Origin of the sequence: Pseudomonas paracarnis, from assembly GCF_904063055.1 — a bacterium.
Taxonomy (GTDB): Bacteria; Pseudomonadota; Gammaproteobacteria; order Pseudomonadales; family Pseudomonadaceae; genus Aquipseudomonas; species Aquipseudomonas paracarnis.
Genome location: NZ_CAJFCN010000003.1, coordinates 304,336 through 322,882, shown reverse-complemented (window position 1 = coordinate 322,882; position 18,547 = coordinate 304,336). Strand labels below are relative to the sequence as shown.

Sequence of the window (18,547 nt, the reverse complement as noted above, 5' to 3'; positions counted from 1 at the left end):
GGACGTCACTATCATCATGAAAGTAACATGGTGTCCTACAAGTTTGTACTCGCACACAGGAATACTTATGCAGCGCAAATCCCTCATCAGTGCCGAATGCCCCATCGCCCGTAGCCTTGAACGGGTAGGGGAGTGGTGGAGCATGCTGATCATGCGCGACGCCTTGCACGGCTTGCGCCGTTTTGACGAGTTCTCGCGCAGCCTGGGCATCGCGCCCAACATGCTGACGCGCCGCCTTAATGGCTTGGTAGAAGCGGGGATGCTGGAGCGCCGCGCCTACAGCGAGCGGCCGCCACGCTACGAATACGTGCCGACGGCCAGAGGCGAAGACTTTCGTATGGTGCTGATGGCGTTGGTGGCGTGGGGCAATCGGCATTACGCCGAGGAGGGCATCAGTGTCGAGGTGGTGGAACGCGAGACGGGCCGGCCGGTGCAGCCGATGATGGCGACGGAGGAAGGTGCGTGGGTGGCGATGGATCAGTGCGTGGTACAGCCCGGCCCGGCCGCCAGCGCAGGGATGCGCCAACGGCTGAGCCGTGAGTGATTGATTACTCTTTTACATCCATGAACTCTTCGGCCCACGCCACATAGCTCTCAGGCAAGGTGTAAGTGTGGGTCAACTCCGTCGCACTGAGGTTCGAGGTGCTGTGGGTCAGCTGGCGCTGGGCACGCAGGCTGTCGTAAGTGGCCTTGATCGCGGCGAAGTAGGCGCCATGCCCGGCCACCACGATGCGCACGCCCAGGCTGGCCAGGCGCTCGCTGTCGTGCAGTTGCGGGTTGCCGTAGGTCACCAGCATCAGCGGAACGCTGAGGTTCTCCGCGATTTGCTCCAGGTGGTCGAAGTCCTTGACGCCGACCATGCAGATGCCGTCAGCACCGGCCTTTTCGTAGGCCTTGGTCCGCGCAATCACGTCGCTGGTGGGCAGCACGCCGGCATTGGTGCGCGCAATGATCGACAGCGCCGGGTCGACACGTGCCTCCAGCGCGGCCTTGACCTTGCCGATGCCTTCTTCGACGGAAATCAGGTCCGTGGATTTACGCCCGAATTGCGCGGGCAAGAGGGTGTCTTCGATGGTCAGCGCCGCGACGCCGGCGCGTTCCAGTTCTTCGACGGTGCGCATTACGTTCAAGGCGTTGCCGTAGCCGTGGTCGGCGTCGGCGATGAATGGCAGTTGGGCCACACGACCGATGCGGGTGGCTTGCTCGACGAACTCACTCAGGGTAATCAACGCAAAATCGGGGGCCGCCAGCACCTGCAGGGAGGCGACTGAACCGCCCAGGATTCCCACTTCAAACCCCAGGTCGGCCGCGATGCGGGCAGACATGGGGTCGAATACGGAGGCGGTTTCAACGCACAGGGGCGTTGCCAGCAGGTCACGGAAGTTACGGCGTAGCGCTGAGTGAGAAATCTTGGGCATGGTCTTTCCTGGCTTTGGTCATCGTCAAGTGACGATCAATGTCTATTCGTGGTGCCGGGAGATTACCACGCAGATGCCCCTGTGATTATGACGTTTGAGCAGGCGTGCTAACGAGCGCCGGGGCTGTATGCCGGGCCGGCCTGAGGTCAGCGACGAGGGGCCGGGGATTCCCGAAGCGGACCTGGAGCGTGTATTCGACCCGTTCTTTCGCCTTCGGCGTGGTTCGGGCTTGATGGCCCGGATTGAATTTGCGCGCTAGCGTGATGCGATATACGCATTTTTATTGAATTAGGTTATGCGTAATCAGTATTTTACATCTTACCTTCAGCCCGCAAAAATAGCCCTCACACCCCATAGCTATAAACAATAACCTTTTAAACCGAGACCGTGCGTGCGGATCGACTTGCATGCCCCACACGGCATCTGGAGACGAACGTGCGTTACCTCAAAATCCTGGCGGCCGGGTTCGCCGCCTCATTTCTGTGCCTGACGGCGCAAGCGCAAACCCTGGTGGTCGGCGACCAGAGCTACAACGCCCAGGCCGTGATGGAAGCGGCGGGGGTGCTGGATGACTTGCCCTACACGCTGGACTGGAAACAGTTCACGGCCGGCTCACCAGTGGCCGAAGCGCTCAACGTCGGCAGCCTGGACCTGGGCCTGCTCGGGGATGCCCCGGTGTTGTTCCTGGGCGCCTTGGGTGCACCGATCAAGGTGATTGCCGTCAGCCGGCAGAATCTCGACGGCGTAGCCATCCTGGTAAAAAAAGACTCGTCGATCCGCAGCCTGGCCGATCTGGCAGGCAAACGCGCCGCGATTTGGAAGGGCTCCTGGAGCCAGCAATTGTTGCTGACCGCGCTGGACAAGGCCGGGGTTGCGCGGGATTCGCTGCAATGGCGTTACCTCAGCGCCCTGGACGCCTCCCACGCGCTGGAAGGCGGTGCCGTTGACGTGATCGCCACTTGGGAACCCTACGTCACGCAACAGGAACGCCAAGGTGCGCGGGTGCTGGCAACCGCTGAAGACTTGATCCCGGCCCAGAGTTTCATTGCCGCCAACGCCAGTGCTGTGGAGGCCAAGCGTGAACCCATCAGTGACTTTCTCCAGCGCCTGAAAAAAGCCCGCGACTGGGCGCGCCAGAGCCCGGCCAACGCCAACGCGTATGCCGATGCCTGGGCCAAGCGCACCCGCGCTGATGCCGACATCGCCCGCGTCTGGTTTGCCCGCGCACGCACCACCGTCGAGCCGCTGACGCCTCAGGCGCCCATCGAGGCGCAAAAGACCGTGGACTTTTTTGCCGGCCTGGGTCTGGTCAAGTCTTACTCGGCCGCCACGTTGTTTGACCCTTCATTCGCGGCCGCCTTGCAACCCGCCGTCGTCACCACCCAGCCCTGACCGCTTGAAGGACTACTGCGCAATGACTAAAAGACAGCTCAAACTGGGCGCCCTGACCATGGGCTGCGGTGGGCCGGGCCGCCATAACCTGTGGCTTGACCCGCAATTGCCGGCCGATGCCAGCGTCAACGTCGATTGGTACATCGAGATAGCGCGCCAGGCCGAGGCGGCGCTGTTCGACCTGATGTTCATCGTCGACAGCCAGTTCATCACCGAAGGCTCGCCCTCCCATTACCTCAATCGCCTGGAGCCGCTGACGTTGCTGTCGGCACTGGCCGTGAGCACGCGGCATATCGGCCTGGTCGGTACGCTGACCACCTCGTATAACTCGCCGTATAACGTCGCCCGGCGCCTGGCCTCCCTGGACCTGATCAGCAAAGGCCGCGCCGGCTGGAACGTGGTGACCAGTGGCGATGCCGGTACCGCCGGCAATTACAGCCGCGACGAACACTACGACTACGCCACCCGCTACGGGCGTGCCGCCGAACATGTTCAGGTGGTGCAGGGGCTGTGGAACTCCTATGAAGATGATGCGTTTGTGCGCAACCGTGCCACTGGGCAGTTTCTCGACCCGAGCAAGCTGCACAGCCTGAACCACCAGGGCGAACACTTCTCGGTGGTGGGCCCGCTGAATATCCAGCGTTCCCCCCAGGGCCAACCGGTGATATTCCAGGCTGGCGACTCCGAACAAGGCCGCGACCTGGGCGCCGCCACCGCCGATGTGATCTTCACCCATGCGGCCACTATCGAGCAGGGCCAGGCGTTTTACCGGGATATCAAGGGTAGGGCGGCACAACGGGGGCGCGATCCGGAACAGGTACTGATCATGCCCGGTGCGGAAATTTACGTGGGCGACACCGATGCCCATGCCCGGGAAATCGAGCAGCACTATCATCAGCTCGACCACAGTTTCGCGCTGGCGCTCAAGGAGTTCGGGCGCAATTTTGGTTGGCATGATTTCAGCCAATACGACCTGGACGCGCCGTTCCCGCAAGAGAGCCTGGAGGCCGCGCGCAGCAGTTTTTTCACCGCAGCCAAACGCATCGCAGACCAGGCCCGGGAAAAGGGCTTTACCCTGCGCCAGGCCGTCGAGTTTGGCCGGCAATTGCGCCCAGGCGCGTTCGTGGGCAGCGCCGCCACGGTGGCGCAGAAACTGGCGGATTGGTTCCAGGCGCGGGCGGTGGATGGGTTCAATATCTACATCGGGCACCCTGGGCAATTTGATCGTTTTACTCAGGAGGTGATCCCTTTGCTGCAGGAGCGCGGTGTTTATCGCACGGCCTACGAGGGCTCGACCTTGCGTGAAAGCCTGGGCTTGGCGATTCCGAGGTTTGCGCGCACCCCCTCACCCTAAGGGGTGATTTCGATGACTTTGCGGGTGTGGGACTATCACTTCAGTCCCCGGCGCCAGTGACCTGGTGTCGCACCCAACCGTTATGACGGCGAGTCTTCGAAGTGGATAATGATCGACTGTCTTCAGCCCAGTGGTTCGAACAGATAGCCAGGGTGACCGAGAGCATCGGGCACGCGGGGTTTGCCGCCACGTTGTTCGATGCCCTGGGGTGTATCCGCCCCATTCAGGCCACGACCTTGTACCTGTACCCCCACGACGGCATGCCCAGCGCAGTGTTCGAACTGGACGGGCCATGGCTGCCCCAGGGCAATGTGCGCCAGTACCTCTCCGGGTTTTACTTGCTCGACCCGTTCTACGGCGCCTGCGTGGAGGGGGCGGCTTCCGGCTGCTACGACCTCGCCGACGTAGCCCCCGATCACTTCGAGCACAGCGAGTACTACCAGTCGTTTTACCGGCATTCGCACCTGGAGGATGAGCTCAACTACATCCTGCAGGCGAGCAACGGCTTGAGCCTGGCGGTGTCGCTGGCCTTTACGCAAAAGCTCGACGCGGCCACCACCGAGCAATTCAAGCGCATAGCACCTTGGGTACTGGCGGTGCTGGGCAAGCACTTCGCCGGCCTGGAGACTCAGGGCGCGCGCTTCGAAAGCCTGTTGGAACAGCGTATTCACTCGGCACTCAACAACTTCGGCTCGTCGCTGCTCACCGAACGCGAATGCCGGATCACCCAGTTGATCCTGCGCGGCCACTCCACACGTTCGCTGGCCGAGCGCCTCGGAGTCTCCGAAGACACTATCAAGTCCCACCGCAAGCACATCTACAGCAAGCTCGACATCGGCACGCAATCGGAACTGTTTTCCCTGTTTATCGACTCGTTGGCCGAGGCCCAGGGCGGGCTGAGCAAAGACCCCCTCGAACGCTACATGAGCAAAAGCCGTTGACCGGCTGCATGACCACCCACAACAAGAGAAAAAGCCATGAACCTACCCTTTGAACCGCAACGCCAGACCCAGGACTACCAGGCCTCGGACGCGGCGCACCATATCCATGCCTTTGTGGATCAAAAGGCGCTGAATGCCGAAGGCCCACGCGTAATGGTCCGCGGTGAGGGCCTGTACCTGTGGGACAGCGAGGGTAAGCGTTACCTGGACGGGATGTCGGGCCTGTGGTGTACGCAGCTGGGTTATGGCCGCAAGGACCTGACCGCTGCGGCGGCTGCGCAGATGGATCAGTTGGCGTACTACAACATGTTCTTTCACACCACCCATCCGGCGGTGATCGAGCTGTCCGAGTTGCTGTTCAGCCTGTTGCCAAAGCACTACAGCCATGTGATCTACACCAACTCCGGTTCCGAAGCCAACGAGGTGCTGATCCGCACCGTACGCCGCTACTGGCAAGTGCTCGGCAAGCCGCAGAAGAAGATCATGATCGGTCGCTGGAATGGCTATCACGGCTCCACCCTGGCGGCGTCTGCCCTGGGCGGCATGAAATTCATGCATGAAATGGGCGGCTTGATCCCGGACGTCGCGCACATTGACGAGCCTTATTGGTACGCCCAGGGCGGTGAGTTGACCCCGGCCGAGTTCGGAAGGCGCTGCGCTCTACAACTGGAAGAAAAGATCCTGGAGTTGGGCGCGCAAAACGTCGCCGGTTTTATCGCTGAACCTTTCCAGGGCGCCGGCGGCATGATTTTCCCCCCAGAAAGCTACTGGCCAGAGATCCAGCGCATCTGTCGCCAATACGATGTGCTGCTGTGCGCTGATGAAGTGATTGGCGGTTTCGGCCGTACCGGTGAATGGTTTGCCCATCAGCATTTCGGCTTCGAACCCGACACGTTGTCGATCGCCAAGGGCCTGACCTCCGGTTACCTGCCCATGGGCGGTTTGGTATTGAGCAAGCGCATGGCCGAAGCCCTGGTGGAGCGGGGCGGGGTGTTTGCCCATGGACTGACGTATTCCGGGCACCCGGTTGCGGCGGCGGTGGCCCTGGCCAACCTCAAGGCGCTGCGTGACGAAGGGATCGTGCGCCAGGTGAAGGACGACACCGGGCCGTATTTGCACACGCTCCTGCATGAAGTCTTTGGTAACCACCCGCTGATCGGCGAGATCCAGGGTACCGGCCTGCTGGCAGCCTTGCAGTTTGTCGAGGACAAGGGCACGCGCAAACGCTTTGCCAATGAAAACGACCTGGCCTGGCAATGCCGCACGTTTGGCTTCGAAGAAGGCGTGATTATTCGCTCGACCCTGGGCCGTATGATCATGGCGCCGGCCCTGGTGGCCAGCCGCGCGGAGCTTGATGAGCTGGTCGACAAAACCCGCATCGCGGTGGACCGCACCGCACGGATCGCGGGAAAACTGTGAAGGGCTAAGCCCCTGCATGCCGCTCGGTTGAACAGGGTGGGCGCCCCATAGCGGCCTGCCCACCGCTCCCAATGGATGACTCATCAACGGTGTCGATTTGATCGAACGCCGCGGTGCCCTGCATTCCACTTTCCAGGAGTCAGCAATGAATACAATAACAAACGTAGCCGATACTCCCGCCCATCAAACCTCAACCCAACTGACCTCATCGCGCCGCTTTCGACAACCCCTGGGCCTTGTCGGGCTTGTACTGTTCGGCCTGGCGTATATGGTGCCGCTGGCGGTGTTCACCACCTACGGCCTGGTCACCCAGATGACCAAAGGGCATCTGGCCACCGCCTACCTGTTGACCCTGGCTGCCATGCTGCTGACGGCCTACAGCTATGGGTGCATGGTCAAGGCGCACCCCTATTCGGGCTCGGTCTACACCTATACGCGCAAGGCGTTTGGCGCCTCCTTCGGCTTTATCGCCGGCTGGACCTTGCTGCTGGACTACATCTTCCTGCCGCTGCTCAGCTATTTGCTGATCGGCATCTACTTGTCCGAATACTTTCCTACCGTGCCCACCGCCGTATGGGTATTGGGCTCCATTGCCCTGGTGACGGCGCTGAATCTGGTGGGTATCGAGTCGATTACCCGGGTCAATTGGGTGCTGATCGTGGCCCAACTGGTGTTCATCGTGGTGTTCGTGGCGTTGTCGATCCACAACCTCAGCGGGCAAGCCGAGCCGGTGCCGCTGCTCAAGCCGTTTTACCATGAAGGTTTCAGTGTGCCGCTGATCATGACCGGTGCGGCGGTGCTGTGCCTGTCGTTCCTGGGGTTTGATGCGGTATCGACCATGGCCGAGGAGACGCCGGACCCGCGCCGTACCATTCCGCAGGCGATCATGGCGGTGTCGCTGATCGGTGGGCTGCTGTTTCTGGTGGTGTCGTATTGCGCCCAGATGGTCTTCCCGGAATGGAACAGTTTCGCCGATCCCGACGCGGCTTCGGTGGATGTGATGCGTCGGGTCGGCGGTGAGCTGCTGGTGAGTGCATTTACCGCCACCTACGTGGCGGGTTGTTTCGCTTCCGCGATGGTCTCCCAGGCCAGCGTGTCACGGGTGCTGTTCGCCATGGGCCGCGACGGCGCATTGCCCAGGGTATTCGGCAAGCTGGTGACGAAAAAACGCGTCCCGGCCAACGCGATCATGCTGGTCAGCCTGTTTTCGCTGATTGCGCTGTTTATCAGCCTGGACACCGTGGCCAACATGATCAGCTTTGGCGCGCTGTTCGCGTTTTCGGCGGTGAACCTGGCCGTGATCAAGCATTACCTGGGCGACCAGAAGCTGCGCGGTACACGCAACTATCTGCTGTACGCCGCCCTGCCAGGCCTGGGGTTTCTCAGCACGCTGTGGTTGTGGACGAGCCTGTCGGGCCTGTCGTTCACCATCGGCCTGGGCTGGATGGGCCTGGGGCTGCTGTGTTTGCTGTGCCTCACCCGAGGGTTCCGGGTGGGGATGCCGGAATTGCACATGGCCGAATAAGCGAAATAGCCACCCACTTATACAACTGACACACCTGGGCTCATGTGGGAGGGGGCTTGCCCCCGATGGCGCCCTCAGGGCCGGCCAGGATGTTGGATCCATACCCCGCTTCAGGAATACAACATGTTCAACCTAGACTATTGGCAGCAACGCGCTGCTCGCCAAACCTTCATCAGCACCGCCCTGATCGACGGCCATCCCGTAGGTGCACTCTGCGGGGCGACCTTCGACACCATCAACCCGGCGACTAACCGAGTCCTTGCGCAGGTCGCCGCCTGCGGTGCAGCGGAGGTCGACCTGGCAGTGCGCTCCGCACGCCGCGCCTTTGACAACGGCCCGTGGCGGCGCATGCCTCCAGGCGAACGCAAAAAAGTCCTGATCAAACTCGCCGACCTGTTGATGACCCACCGCGAAGAACTCGCATTGCTGGACTCCCTGAACATGGGCAAGCCGGTAATGGACGCCTATAACGTCGACGTGCCCGGCGCGGCCCATGTGTTCGCCTGGTACGGCGAAGCCCTGGACAAGCTCTACGATCAGGTCGCGCCGACTGCCCACAACGCGTTGGCGACCATCACCCGCGAAGCCCTGGGTGTGATTGCCGCGGTGGTGCCGTGGAATTTTCCGCTGGACATGGCCGCCTGGAAACTGGCACCCGCCTTGGCGGCCGGCAATAGCGTGGTGCTCAAGCCCGCTGAGCAATCGCCGTTTTCCGCCCTGCGCCTGGCCCAACTGGCGCTGGAGGCAGGCATCCCCGAAGGCGTGCTAAACGTGGTGCCAGGTATGGGCGAGGGCGCCGGCAAGGCACTGGGGTTGCACCCGGACGTTGATTGCCTGGTGTTTACCGGCTCCACCCAGGTGGGCAAATACTTCATGCAGTACGCCGCCCAGTCCAACCTCAAACAGGTGTGGCTGGAGTGTGGTGGCAAGAGCCCGAACCTGGTGTTTGCAGACTGTCAGGACCTGGACCTGGCGGCGGAGAAGGCGGCCTTTGGGATTTTCTTCAACCAGGGCGAGGTGTGTTCGGCCAATTCGCGCCTCTACGTGCAACGCTGCATCCACGACGAGTTCATCGAGCGCCTGATCGATAAATCCCGCGCCTGGATGCCCGGCAACCCACTTAATCCCGCCAGCGCCGCCGGTGCAATTGTCGACAGCGGGCAAACCGCACGCATCATGCAAGCCATCGGCCGGGCGCATGCAGACGGTGCCACGCTGTTGACCGGCGGCCAACAGTTGAACATTGAGGGTTGTTCAAACTTCATCCAGCCGACGATATTCGCCAACGTCACCGCTGACATGCGCCTTTCCCAGGAGGAGGTGTTTGGGCCTGTGCTGGCGGTGAGCGCTTTCGATACCGAAGAACAGGCCATTCAGCAAGCCAACGACAGCCTTTATGGCCTGGCGGCCTCGGTGTGGAGTGATGACCTGAACCGTGCGCATCGCGTGGCCCGTGCCCTGAACGCCGGCACCGTGTCGGTCAACACCATTGATGCGCTGGATGTGACCGTGCCGTTTGGCGGCGGCAAGCAGTCGGGGTTCGGGCGCGATTTGTCGCTGCATTCGTTTGATAAGTACACGCAACTGAAAACCACCTGGTTCCAGTTGCGTTAACTGCCCCGTTTCGCATAACTGCTGTGCCGTCACAGGCATTCATCCGCCAGTGGGCAATGCCTATAGTCCACTCACCCCGTGCAGCGCTTCAACCGCGCTGCGCGATCCAGCCCAAGACTGAGGTGAGCCTGATGAACCGTGAATTGGACCCCGCACTGACGGATATCAACCAAGTGGACGCCGAGTACTTCGAGTACAGCAAGGCGGCGAACCCCATCAGTGCCAACCTGATTTCCCGCATTCCCTACCACAGCTTTCCCGCCTCGCTGTATGACAATGGCCCCTCCCGCGTGGTACCGCTGGACCTCAGCGAGGCTTTGGGCTGCGAAGGCCCCGCCACCGGCCCCGGGTTATGTGCAAACTTCATGCGCCTTAACCGTGGTGACACACAGACCCTGCAACCCAACGCCACTTCCCAGGTGTTCTACGTGATTGCCGGGCAGGGCAGCGTGGTTCAGGGGGAGTATGAGATTCAATGGTCCAAGGGCTGCTTTATTGCCCTGCCGGGATTACAGCAGGCGCACTTCAGTGCCCGCGAGGATGCGCGTCTTTACTACGTGCATGATGAGCCACTGTTGCGTTACCTGGGGGTGACACCCAGCGCCGAGCGCTTTGCGCCGACCCTGTACCCAGCAGCGCTGGCCAACGCGAAGTTGCGTGAAGCGGCCGATGATCCTAGGGCACAGGATCGCAGCCGCATCAGCATCCTGCTGGGCAACCGTCATTTCCCGCAGACGCGCACGGTGACTCACGTGCTGTGGGCCATGTACGGAATTCTGCCGGCGGGATCGGTGCAGAAACCCCATCGGCATCAGTCGATTGCACTGGACTTCATTATTGATTGCCCCAAGGGCTGTTATTCATTGGTGGGCACCGAGCTGGACGCGGATGGGCAAATCCGTAACCCGCAGCGGGTCGACTGGTCGCCCGGCCTGGCGTTTGTCACACCACCCGGTTACTGGCATGCGCATTTTAATGAATCGGATAGCGAGGCGTTCCTGATCCCGATTCAGGATGCGGGGCTGCAAACCTACTTGCGTGCGCTGGATATCCGCTTCAGTTGAGTCACTTCCAGTCCGGTGTTTCGCCCAGTCGTTCAACGATAAAGTCGATAAAACACCGGACCTTGGACGATACGATGCGCTTGGGCGGGTACACAAACCACACCGCAAACGCCCGCTCCACGCCCTGGATATGCCATTCGGGCAGCCACACTGCCAACTCGCCGGCCTCGATACTTCGCGCCACCAGCCAGTCCGGCAACAGCCCAAAGCCCAAGCCTTGGCGCACGGCGATGAGTTGCGCATCCAGGTCATTGATTCGAATCACGCCGTCATGCTGCAACGGGAGCGCGCGGCCGGCGGATACAAGACTGATATCGCCGGTGGTCGCCGTGCCCAGCACCGCAGGCACACCGGCCAAGTCCGTGGGCGTGGACGGAGGAGGGTGTTGCGTGCCAAACGCCGGGCTGACCACCAAGCGGTAGTGGCCGTCGCTGAGCTTGCGTGCCTTGAGCGTCGAATCGGCCAGCTCGCCAATGCGGATGGCCAAGTCGACGCCGGCATGAATCAAATTGACCTTGTTGTTATCCAGCACCAGTTCCACGCTGATCTGCGGGTAGCGCGCCAGAAAGTCATTCAACGCCGGCAGGATGTGATGGCGAGCAAACGCCGGTGGCAGGTTGAGTTTCAACACGCCCCGGGGATGCTGGTTCAGCGCAGACGTGGCTGCCTTGGCGTTTTCCAGTTCATCCAATACTCTGCGTGCGTGTATCAGGAAGGTCTGGCCGCCTTCGGTCAGATGCAGCGTGCGTGTGGAGCGGTTGAACAGCGCGATGCCCAGGTCCTGCTCAAGGTCCTTCACATAGCGTGAAACCGTTGAGGCCTTGATCCCCAAACGTTCGGCGGCACGCGAGAAGTTGTTGCCTTCGGCGGCTTCGATGAAGGCGGTGAGCGCGGTGAAATAGTCCAAGGGCAGCCTCAGGGCAGGGCGGTGAGACGTGCAGGTTGTTGAGTTTTGCCGGGGGCTGTCAACTGCTAGACCCTAGAGCCACGATGCAACCCCCGTTTTCCTAGTGGGGCTGAATGATCAAGGCGATATGGGATCGCTTGCAGGAAAGGTTTCTTCGATCGCCTCGTCGAGCTGGCTATCGCTGACGGAGCGGTCTCGCACCTTCACATTCGACTCGCAATGGCAATCGGCACTGGGGCACGCTTGACCCTGTGGGTGCAAGTCGGCGCATGCCTGGCTGCAGTAGGCTTTGCCGTTGCGCTGGTGACGCGTGTCATGGGTCACCTGGCAGGTGCAGCCTGGGCAGGCGCAGGGCAAACCTTGAGTTGTCGGGTTCATAGGTCCTCCGAATATTCAGTGATTGGTGAACGGTCAGCGCTTTTGTGATACGCGATCACGGCTGCTGGTAATGCCCTGGGATGTCATGGCCTTCATCGGCGGGCTTGTTGCGCTTTTGCACCTGGACGTCGCTCAATTTCGCGTCCTTGAGCTCTGCAAAGCGCTGCCTGAGCAGGGACTCGGCCCATTGAGGGTCCAGCGTGTCGGCATCGTGCTCAAGCGTGCGGCTTTGTGGCTGGTTGTCGAGGATGAAACTGATGAGGTAATGCGGTTTCTCGAACATGAACGTGGCTCCGTTACGGTTAACAAGGCGTACCCGAGCAGGGCATGTTCATTTGATGAGTAGGTTGCGCGGTGATTCAGAAAAAATAAGCCGCTTTCATCTATTGATCTCGATCAGGTGGGGAGGCTGGCTCGCTCTATAACCTTGGGCGCTTATCGATGGCCAGGGACGGCTCAACGGGCTGCTCTGGTCGCATATTCTCAAGGAAGAGTCAGCCATGCGATCACTGAAGATCCTGTTGTTATCATCGGCATTCAACGGTTTAACCCAACGGGCCTGGCTGGATCTGCGCCAAGCGGGTCACGACCCCAGCGTTGTGGTGTTCACCGATCAAGCCACGGTATGCCAGCAGGTCGAGGCGTCTGGCGCCGACCTGGTGATCTGCCCATTTTTGAAGGACCGTGTGCCGCATCAACTGTGGAGCCATCCGCAACGCCCGGTGGTGATCATCCATCCGGGCATCGTCGGCGACCGTGGCGCCAGTGCGCTGGACTGGGCCATCACCCAGCAGGCCCGCCGTTGGGGCGTCACCGCCTTGCAAGCGGTGGAGGAAATGGACGCCGGGCCAATCTGGTCCACCTGTGAGTTCGACATGCCCGCCCAGGTGCGCAAATCCGAGCTGTACAACGGCCTGGTGAGCGACGCCGCGATGGTTTGCATCCGTGATGTAGTGGCGAAATTCGCCAAAGGCTTCGTCCCGACACCGCTCGATTACACCCAACCCAGCGTCATCGGACGCTTGCAGCCGAACATGACCCAGGCCGACCGCACCTTCAGTTGGTTCGATTGCGCAGGCTTTATCAAGCGCAGCATCGACGCTGCCGATGGCCAGCCCGGCGTGTTGGCCAGCCTGTTGGGCGGGCAATATTACCTCTACGACGCGCACTTGGACGCCCGCCAGGGCACTCCCGGAGAAATACTCGCGGTACAGGACGACGCTGTGTTGGTGGCGGCTGGAGATCACAGCCTGTGGATCGGCTCGCTCAAACCCAAAGGCCCAGAGACCTTCAAGCGACCGGCACGGCACGTTCTGGCTGAGCAGTTGGCCGGGGTGCCGGTGCTGGACAGTTCAATCGCCTGCCAGGCGTTCAACGAGCGGGTCTATCAACCCATTCGCTACCAAGAGTTCGGCCACATCGGCGAACTGACGTTCGAGTTCTACAACGGCGCCATGAGCACCGAACAATGCCAGCGGCTGGTCGCAGCGTTGCGCTGGGCCAAGGCGCGAGATACCCAAGTGTTGCTGATCAAGGGCGGGCGCGGCAGCTTTTCCAATGGGGTGCACCTAAACGTCATCCAGGCCGCCGACGTGCCGGGGCTGGAAGCCTGGGCCAACATTCAAGCCATCGACGATGTGTGCCTGGAGCTGCTCACTGCCAGGCAACTGGTGATCAGCGGCCTGACCGGCAGCGCAGGCGCAGGCGGCGTGATGCTGGCGCTGGCCGCCGACATTGTATTGGCCCGCGAAGGTGTGGTGCTCAACCCGCACTACAAGACCATGGGACTCTACGGCTCCGAATACTGGACCTACAGCCTGCCACGGGCCGTGGGCAGCGAAATCGCGCATAAGCTTACCGAAGAATGCCTGCCCATCAGCGCCATCCAGGCCCAGCAGTACGGCATGGTTCAGGCCATCGGCCCGCGTTGCCCACAAGCATTTGGCTTGTGGCTTTTGCAACAGGCCGACAGTGCGTTGACCGATGATAAGTACCTTCATGCACGCACACGTAAAGCCACGCTGGATACTCAGCAAGTTGAACGCTGTCGCGAGCAGGAACTGGCACAGATGCGATTCGACATGGTGGGAAATCGCCAGCAGTTTGCCGAGAAATGCCGCAACTTCGTGTTTAAACGCAAAACCTGCCAGACCCCGCAGCGGTTGATTGCGCCGTGGGCGTTGAGCTACGAGGCTGGCGTGCCGCAAAGCCGGATGCTGAATGACTGACCGTCGACGCGGGGAGGGCGCGGCGGCCAGCCCAGCCTCGCGTTGGGCGATAGGGTTCCCCATAATGAAGTCCAATTTGCCCAAACGCTCAAACTAGAGGCCCCATGGAACTGTACAACCTTAACGATGACGCAGCGCTCGTATGACTCGGGCGCTGTTTATTTCGTTGGATGGGCCCAAGGGTACCGGCAAAACCACGCTGTTGGAGGCCGTTACGACAGCGTTGAGGGCCGACAATAAAAAGGTCGTCCGACTGTGCGAGCGCAAGAGCGATCCCTATCGAGCGCAAACGATGGCGCTGGTTAACAAATTCGCCAGAGACCCCAGCCGGGATCTGGAACTTGAGGTGTGTGAGCGCTTTGCTGACAGCCGCAGCTGGATTACCCAGCACGTACTGGCCGCACAGCCACCTGACAGCATCATCCTGATGGATCGCTGGTACCCGTCTGATGCTGCGTTTCGTCGATTGATACCCTTTGCAGACATTCTTGAGCTGAACATTGATCGACAGGTGCAAGTGCCGGATCTGCATGTGGGGGTTGTCACCGCGGCGCAAATATCCTGGGCACGGGCGGCAGCACGACGGCGCGGGCTGAGCAGTACGGTGATGTTTAAGCTGGAGGAGCAAGTTGTGTGTACCGAGGCGTTTGAACGAGCGGCGGTGGGGCAGGGGTGGGTGATCTGTCGCAATGAAGGAACGATTGAGGAGGCGATGAGGCGGGTGGTTTCGCAGATATATAAAGTCCTTTGATCGAATTCAAGATGAAGAGCGCAAAGGCAACGAGAGTTAGCGGCGCTTGAGCAAAACATAGAAGCGTTGAAACGCCAGGGTGGTGCCGCCGCCATTATTGACTGCGAGGGACGCCCGTGCGTGCGCACGCGAGAGGTCCCGGGCGAAAACCCCTATCACGATGCCGCTACAGGGAAGAAGACTTATCGGTTGATCTGGACCAAGTGAGCTTCATCAACTTTGAACTAATCACTAAGCCTGTCCACCTAACGCTTTGCACGTTGCCTCAAGCCCAGGTTTTTCCTGGGTTACCCAATCACACACGAAGGTTTGGTTAATCATGAAGAGCGAACAGGTAGAAGGCGTTGTAGAAAAGGTTGCCGGCAAAGCGCAGAGCGCAGTCGGGAAGCTTTTTGGTGATTCGAAGTTGGAAGCTGAGGGCGCTGGACGCCAGGCTGCGGGTCAACTGACGCAAACCTATGGTGACGCACTGGACAGCGTTTCTACATTCGTCAAAGAAAAACCGGTTGCGGCACTGGCAATCGGGGCTGTTGCTCTACTGGTGCTGAAGAGATTGCTTGGTCGCTGAACAGCAGTAGCTTCAATAAGATTGCTAACGCGGTAGAAACGATGGTGAACGCTAACCAGAATCAGGGGCAAATTTCTGCAGTTTCTTGCAGGCGTGGAAGGGCGTGAAGTGGAGCGGGGGAACTGCCTGTTCCTTGGGTAGCCAAGTCATGCTGCCTGGCAATCGACGCGGTGCCCTTTGCCGAGCTTGATGGGCTGAAAAGCCCTTATGTTTTCCAGGTCCCAGAAAAGCCAATGCCCCGACAAGTCGGGGCATTGGCTTTTTTATGAGCGAGTGGTCGGTTTGTATCGTTTTGTATCTGCGCTTTGGATAGATACACAGCGATTCCTTTAAGTCGGTTGATGACACATACGGGATACCCGCGGGGCTTTAAATGGACCCATCGAGAAGGCGCAAACCTTTTCCAATGGATGACTCATTTAACTCGCGGTTATCCCTGCGCGTTTCGCGACGTTGTCGACCAATGACTTATAGGAAATTCAAAATGCCTGCAGCTACGTTCGGTTTCACCTGGCGCCATTGTCTGGCTTCTTCCGTGAGAATGGGCGCTTTGGGGTTGGCCCTGATAGCCGGCAGCGGTGCTGCCTGGGCTGCTGGCCCGGCCGTCGATGCGTCAGGTGCCAGCTCGGCCTCGACCCATCCCGAATCGATTAGACCTTATCGAATTCACGTCGATGAAGCTCAATTGGCCGATCTGAAAAAGCGCATTGCGGCGACCGGCTGGCCGGACAAAGAGACCGTCAACGACGTTTCCCAAGGCGTGCAGTTGGCCCAGGTCCAGGCGCTGGTGAAGTATTGGGGCAGCGGCTATGAGTGGCGCAAGGCCGAAGCGAAGCTCAATGCGCTGCCTGAATTCATCACGACTATCGACGGCGTGGATATTCAATTCATCCATGTTCGCTCGCCAAACCCCAACGCGATGCCGCTGCTTCTGACACACGGATGGCCTGGCTCACAGTTTGAGTTCTTGAAGACTATCGGCCCGCTGACGGATCCCGTTGCTTACGGCGGTAGGGTTGAAGATTCGTTCGACGTGATCATTGTAGTGGTCAACTAATCCCGGACACGACGTTAAGTTTTTCTTCGGCCCGAGCTGGCGCCAACCCACCGTTGAATTGATGGGGTCGAACCCAGTTGTACTGATGCATCAAGAAGTGACTGATATCGCGCTGGGCTTCTTGAGCCGTTCTGTAACCCGTGGTCGGTATCCATTCCGTTTTCAAGCTGCGAAACACGCGCTCCATTGGCGCGTTGTCCCAGCAATTTCCCCGCCGGCTCATGCTCTGGCGCATCCGATAACGCCACAGCCGCTGGCGAAATAGACGACTCGCATACTGTGACCCTTGATCCGAGTGAAACAGCAGGCCTTGAGGTTTGCCTCGTTGCTCGTAAGCCATATCCAGCGCCTTGATAACCAGATCGGCGTCCGGCTTTTCCGACAACGCCCAGCCCACTACCCGGCGTGTGCAAAGATCCAGCACGACAGCCAGGTAATGCCATTTCCCCTGGGCCCAGATGTAGGTGATGTCGCCGCACCACACCTGGTTGGGTGCCGGAACATCGAACTCCCGATTCAAGATGTTCGGGATATCCAACCGTTCAACTGTCGCTCGTTTATAGGCATGTGATCCGGGCTGTTTACTGACGAGTTCAAGCTCGCGCATCAGGCTGCGCACTTTGAATCGACCGAGCTACTCACCGTCGTCACGCATCAGCGACAGGATGCTGCGGCTGCCCGCAGCACTGCGACTTTGCGAGAACAGCTCGCTCACCCGGCTGCGCAACCGAAGCCGTTCGACATCAGGTGTTCGGCGCCTAAGGCGCTGGGCGTAGTAGCACGAACGGGTGACTTCAAACACCTTGCACAGCCAATCAATCGGCTCATGGACGCTCAGCTGATTGATCAGCGCGTACGCTCGTGATCTTCCGACATCAAGAGCGCGGTAGCCTTTTTTAATATCGATTTTTCCCGTTCAAGACGGGCAATCCGGGCTTCCAGCTCCTGGATTTTCTGCTGTTCCGGAGTCAGCGCTTTGCTCTGTGGAGTGACGCCTTGGCGCTCCTGCTGAACCTGATCAACCCAGCGGCGCAGGGCCGATTCGCCGATGCCGAGTGAACGGCTGGCTTCGATGTAGCTGTAGTTTTGTTTGAGTACGAGGTCGGCAGCCTCGCGCTTGAATTCAGCAGAAAAGGAACGGCGTTGTTTGGTCATCTGACACCTCGATCTGGCGAGCATTCTCGCCTAAATGGGTGTCCGGTTTCATTAGACCACTACACATGTCTTTGACCCAGATGTCTGGTTGGTGAGGCGTGCCGCCGAACGGGCGATTCCGGCGATCGACGAATGCGCTGCGCATGCCGGCAGCCTTGGCGCCTAAGCAGTCGAATGCATGGTTGGCAACGAACAGCATTTTGTCCATTTCGACACCCATGGATAGGTTGAAAGATCTCATCGCTGAGCGCGGTAAGGGGGAGGTTTTTCACCGGCTCGTCTCGATGCGAAAGGTGCGGCTTGATCACCGCGGGACATGTTGCCTGCCAGCCTAGAAATGCTTGGTCATGCATCCGGGTGGATGTATTGGATGTTGATCCGTACATTCGCCCAATCCTTCCTCATTTCATTCAGCACTTCGTGGCGCGCATTGTTGAGGTGCCACCGGACGTCACTCCTCGGTTGGTGGGCGATTATTTTCTTCAGATTCAACTCGCCTACCTCTATTGCTTTTGCAAAGGCGGGGATCTCAACGTTTTGGGCCAATATATGAGCCCGAAGCTCTCTTAGGGCCTTTGCACCAAGCTGCCGAATGCTTTCGTTGGTGGTCGCATACGCTGGGTCGTATTTAAGTAGCTCAGCATCTTGAGCATACGAAACCAAAAACCACATCCTTTGATCGTAAGCTTTCAACAGTTCACGAAGAATTTTACGTTTTTCAGGCGCGAGTTTCAGCACGCGAACTCCTATAGGCAGTCATTAGATCGAAGCGAACC

At 59.8% G+C, this 18,547-nt stretch carries 17 protein-coding genes and 3 pseudogenes; 13 read left to right on the top strand and 7 right to left on the bottom strand.

The window, feature by feature from the left end:
- Positions 1-67 precede the first annotated feature (67 nt).
- A complete protein-coding gene (locus tag JMV15_RS08680) occupies positions 68-544 on the top strand; it encodes a winged helix-turn-helix transcriptional regulator (protein WP_032873990.1) in 477 nt (158 codons plus the stop codon).
- Positions 545-548: 4 nt separating this feature from the next.
- On the opposite strand, the gene JMV15_RS08675 is transcribed toward JMV15_RS08680, so the two are convergent.
- On the bottom strand, positions 549-1,418 hold the full coding sequence (locus tag JMV15_RS08675; protein ID WP_014718426.1) for an isocitrate lyase/PEP mutase family protein: 870 nt from the start codon (positions 1,416-1,418) through the stop codon (positions 549-551).
- Positions 1,419-1,560: 142 nt separating this feature from the next.
- Between JMV15_RS08675 and JMV15_RS08670 the strand changes: the two are divergent.
- From JMV15_RS08670 to JMV15_RS08635, 8 genes and pseudogenes are all read left to right on the top strand, one after another.
- Positions 1,561-1,677 (top strand): annotated as a pseudogene (locus JMV15_RS08670) (ATP-binding protein); the annotation flags it as partial.
- A 176-nt stretch (positions 1,678-1,853) separates the two neighbouring features.
- Positions 1,854-2,810 carry an ABC transporter substrate-binding protein gene (locus JMV15_RS08665; RefSeq protein ID WP_019820070.1) on the top strand — a complete coding sequence of 319 codons (957 nt, stop codon included), beginning with the start codon at positions 1,854-1,856 and terminating at the stop codon, positions 2,808-2,810.
- Positions 2,811-2,832: 22 nt separating this feature from the next.
- A complete protein-coding gene (locus JMV15_RS08660) occupies positions 2,833-4,164 on the top strand; it encodes an LLM class flavin-dependent oxidoreductase (RefSeq protein ID WP_019820069.1) in 1,332 nt (443 codons plus the stop codon).
- A 101-nt stretch (positions 4,165-4,265) separates the two neighbouring features.
- Complete coding sequence (locus JMV15_RS08655; protein ID WP_032873985.1) at positions 4,266-5,105, top strand: helix-turn-helix transcriptional regulator; 840 nt, start codon at positions 4,266-4,268, stop codon at positions 5,103-5,105.
- Positions 5,106-5,141: 36 nt separating this feature from the next.
- Complete coding sequence (locus tag JMV15_RS08650; RefSeq protein ID WP_014718431.1) at positions 5,142-6,524, top strand: aspartate aminotransferase family protein; 1,383 nt, start codon at positions 5,142-5,144, stop codon at positions 6,522-6,524.
- Positions 6,525-6,669: 145 nt separating this feature from the next.
- The gene (locus JMV15_RS08645) at positions 6,670-8,049 is read left to right on the top strand and encodes an APC family permease (protein WP_014718432.1); all 1,380 of its coding nucleotides are present in this window, start codon (positions 6,670-6,672) and stop codon (positions 8,047-8,049) included.
- A gap of 123 nt (positions 8,050-8,172) precedes the next feature.
- A complete protein-coding gene (locus JMV15_RS08640) occupies positions 8,173-9,663 on the top strand; it encodes an aldehyde dehydrogenase (protein ID WP_201491350.1) in 1,491 nt (496 codons plus the stop codon).
- A 131-nt stretch (positions 9,664-9,794) separates the two neighbouring features.
- Positions 9,795-10,727 carry a cupin domain-containing protein gene (locus JMV15_RS08635; RefSeq protein ID WP_201491349.1) on the top strand — a complete coding sequence of 311 codons (933 nt, stop codon included), beginning with the start codon at positions 9,795-9,797 and terminating at the stop codon, positions 10,725-10,727.
- 1 nt (position 10,728) lies between these two features.
- Here JMV15_RS08635 and JMV15_RS08630 read toward each other — a convergent pair whose 3' ends face one another.
- The 3 genes from JMV15_RS08630 to JMV15_RS08620 form a co-directional block, all read right to left on the bottom strand.
- Entirely contained in the window at positions 10,729-11,634 is a 906-nt protein-coding gene (locus tag JMV15_RS08630; protein WP_201491348.1) for a LysR family transcriptional regulator, read from the bottom strand.
- Between the two features lie 117 nt (positions 11,635-11,751).
- A complete protein-coding gene (locus JMV15_RS08625) occupies positions 11,752-12,012 on the bottom strand; it encodes a metallothionein (RefSeq protein ID WP_014718436.1) in 261 nt (86 codons plus the stop codon).
- A gap of 55 nt (positions 12,013-12,067) precedes the next feature.
- On the bottom strand, positions 12,068-12,295 hold the full coding sequence (locus tag JMV15_RS08620) for a hypothetical protein (RefSeq protein WP_003191203.1): 228 nt from the start codon (positions 12,293-12,295) through the stop codon (positions 12,068-12,070).
- A 217-nt stretch (positions 12,296-12,512) separates the two neighbouring features.
- Between JMV15_RS08620 and JMV15_RS08615 the strand changes: the two genes are divergently transcribed.
- The 4 genes and pseudogenes from JMV15_RS08615 to JMV15_RS08600 all read left to right on the top strand — a co-directional run.
- Positions 12,513-14,240 (top strand): hydrogenase maturation protein, encoded by a 1,728-nt coding sequence (locus tag JMV15_RS08615; protein ID WP_020301502.1) that lies wholly within the window; start codon positions 12,513-12,515, stop codon positions 14,238-14,240.
- A gap of 142 nt (positions 14,241-14,382) precedes the next feature.
- Positions 14,383-14,991, top strand: coding sequence for a dTMP kinase (locus JMV15_RS08610; RefSeq protein ID WP_014718438.1), 609 nt, complete (start codon positions 14,383-14,385; stop codon positions 14,989-14,991).
- Positions 14,992-15,310: 319 nt separating this feature from the next.
- A complete protein-coding gene (locus tag JMV15_RS08605; protein ID WP_014718439.1) occupies positions 15,311-15,559 on the top strand; it encodes a CsbD family protein in 249 nt (82 codons plus the stop codon).
- Between the two features lie 484 nt (positions 15,560-16,043).
- Positions 16,044-16,601 (top strand): annotated as a pseudogene (locus tag JMV15_RS08600) (epoxide hydrolase N-terminal domain-containing protein); the annotation flags it as partial.
- 7 nt (positions 16,602-16,608) lie between these two features.
- Here JMV15_RS08600 and JMV15_RS08595 read toward each other — a convergent pair.
- From JMV15_RS08595 to JMV15_RS08585, 3 genes and pseudogenes are all read right to left on the bottom strand, one after another.
- A pseudogene (locus JMV15_RS08595) lies at positions 16,609-17,771 on the bottom strand (IS3 family transposase).
- Positions 17,740-17,979: an HAD family hydrolase gene (locus JMV15_RS28290; protein ID WP_231125708.1), complete on the bottom strand. Its 240-nt coding sequence runs from the start codon at positions 17,977-17,979 to the stop codon at positions 17,740-17,742. Before JMV15_RS28290 ends, JMV15_RS08595 begins: the two are co-directional and overlap by 32 nt.
- A 137-nt stretch (positions 17,980-18,116) precedes the next feature.
- The gene (locus JMV15_RS08585; protein WP_038450105.1) at positions 18,117-18,509 is read right to left on the bottom strand and encodes a hypothetical protein; all 393 of its coding nucleotides are present in this window, start codon (positions 18,507-18,509) and stop codon (positions 18,117-18,119) included.
- Between the last annotated feature and the right edge of the window lie 38 nt (positions 18,510-18,547).

What these genes read in the sequence shown, in the direction of transcription:
- JMV15_RS08645 (WP_014718432.1), top strand. Translation starts at nt 6,670, where the DNA reads ATGAATACAATAACAAACGTAGCCGATACTCCCGCCCATCAAACCTCA.
- JMV15_RS08640 (WP_201491350.1), top strand. Translation starts at nt 8,173, where the DNA reads ATGTTCAACCTAGACTATTGGCAGCAACGCGCTGCTCGCCAAACCTTC.
- JMV15_RS08680 (WP_032873990.1), top strand. Translation starts at nt 68, where the DNA reads ATGCAGCGCAAATCCCTCATCAGTGCCGAATGCCCCATCGCCCGTAGC.
- JMV15_RS08660 (WP_019820069.1), top strand. Translation starts at nt 2,833, where the DNA reads ATGACTAAAAGACAGCTCAAACTGGGCGCCCTGACCATGGGCTGCGGT.
- JMV15_RS28290 (WP_231125708.1), bottom strand. Translation starts at nt 17,979, where the DNA reads ATGGACAAAATGCTGTTCGTTGCCAACCATGCATTCGACTGCTTAGGC.
- JMV15_RS08625 (WP_014718436.1), bottom strand. Translation starts at nt 12,012, where the DNA reads ATGAACCCGACAACTCAAGGTTTGCCCTGCGCCTGCCCAGGCTGCACC.
- JMV15_RS08635 (WP_201491349.1), top strand. Translation starts at nt 9,795, where the DNA reads ATGAACCGTGAATTGGACCCCGCACTGACGGATATCAACCAAGTGGAC.
- JMV15_RS08610 (WP_014718438.1), top strand. Translation starts at nt 14,383, where the DNA reads ATGACTCGGGCGCTGTTTATTTCGTTGGATGGGCCCAAGGGTACCGGC.
- JMV15_RS08650 (WP_014718431.1), top strand. Translation starts at nt 5,142, where the DNA reads ATGAACCTACCCTTTGAACCGCAACGCCAGACCCAGGACTACCAGGCC.
- JMV15_RS08675 (WP_014718426.1), bottom strand. Translation starts at nt 1,418, where the DNA reads ATGCCCAAGATTTCTCACTCAGCGCTACGCCGTAACTTCCGTGACCTG.
- JMV15_RS08620 (WP_003191203.1), bottom strand. Translation starts at nt 12,295, where the DNA reads ATGTTCGAGAAACCGCATTACCTCATCAGTTTCATCCTCGACAACCAG.
- JMV15_RS08605 (WP_014718439.1), top strand. Translation starts at nt 15,311, where the DNA reads ATGAAGAGCGAACAGGTAGAAGGCGTTGTAGAAAAGGTTGCCGGCAAA.
- JMV15_RS08615 (WP_020301502.1), top strand. Translation starts at nt 12,513, where the DNA reads ATGCGATCACTGAAGATCCTGTTGTTATCATCGGCATTCAACGGTTTA.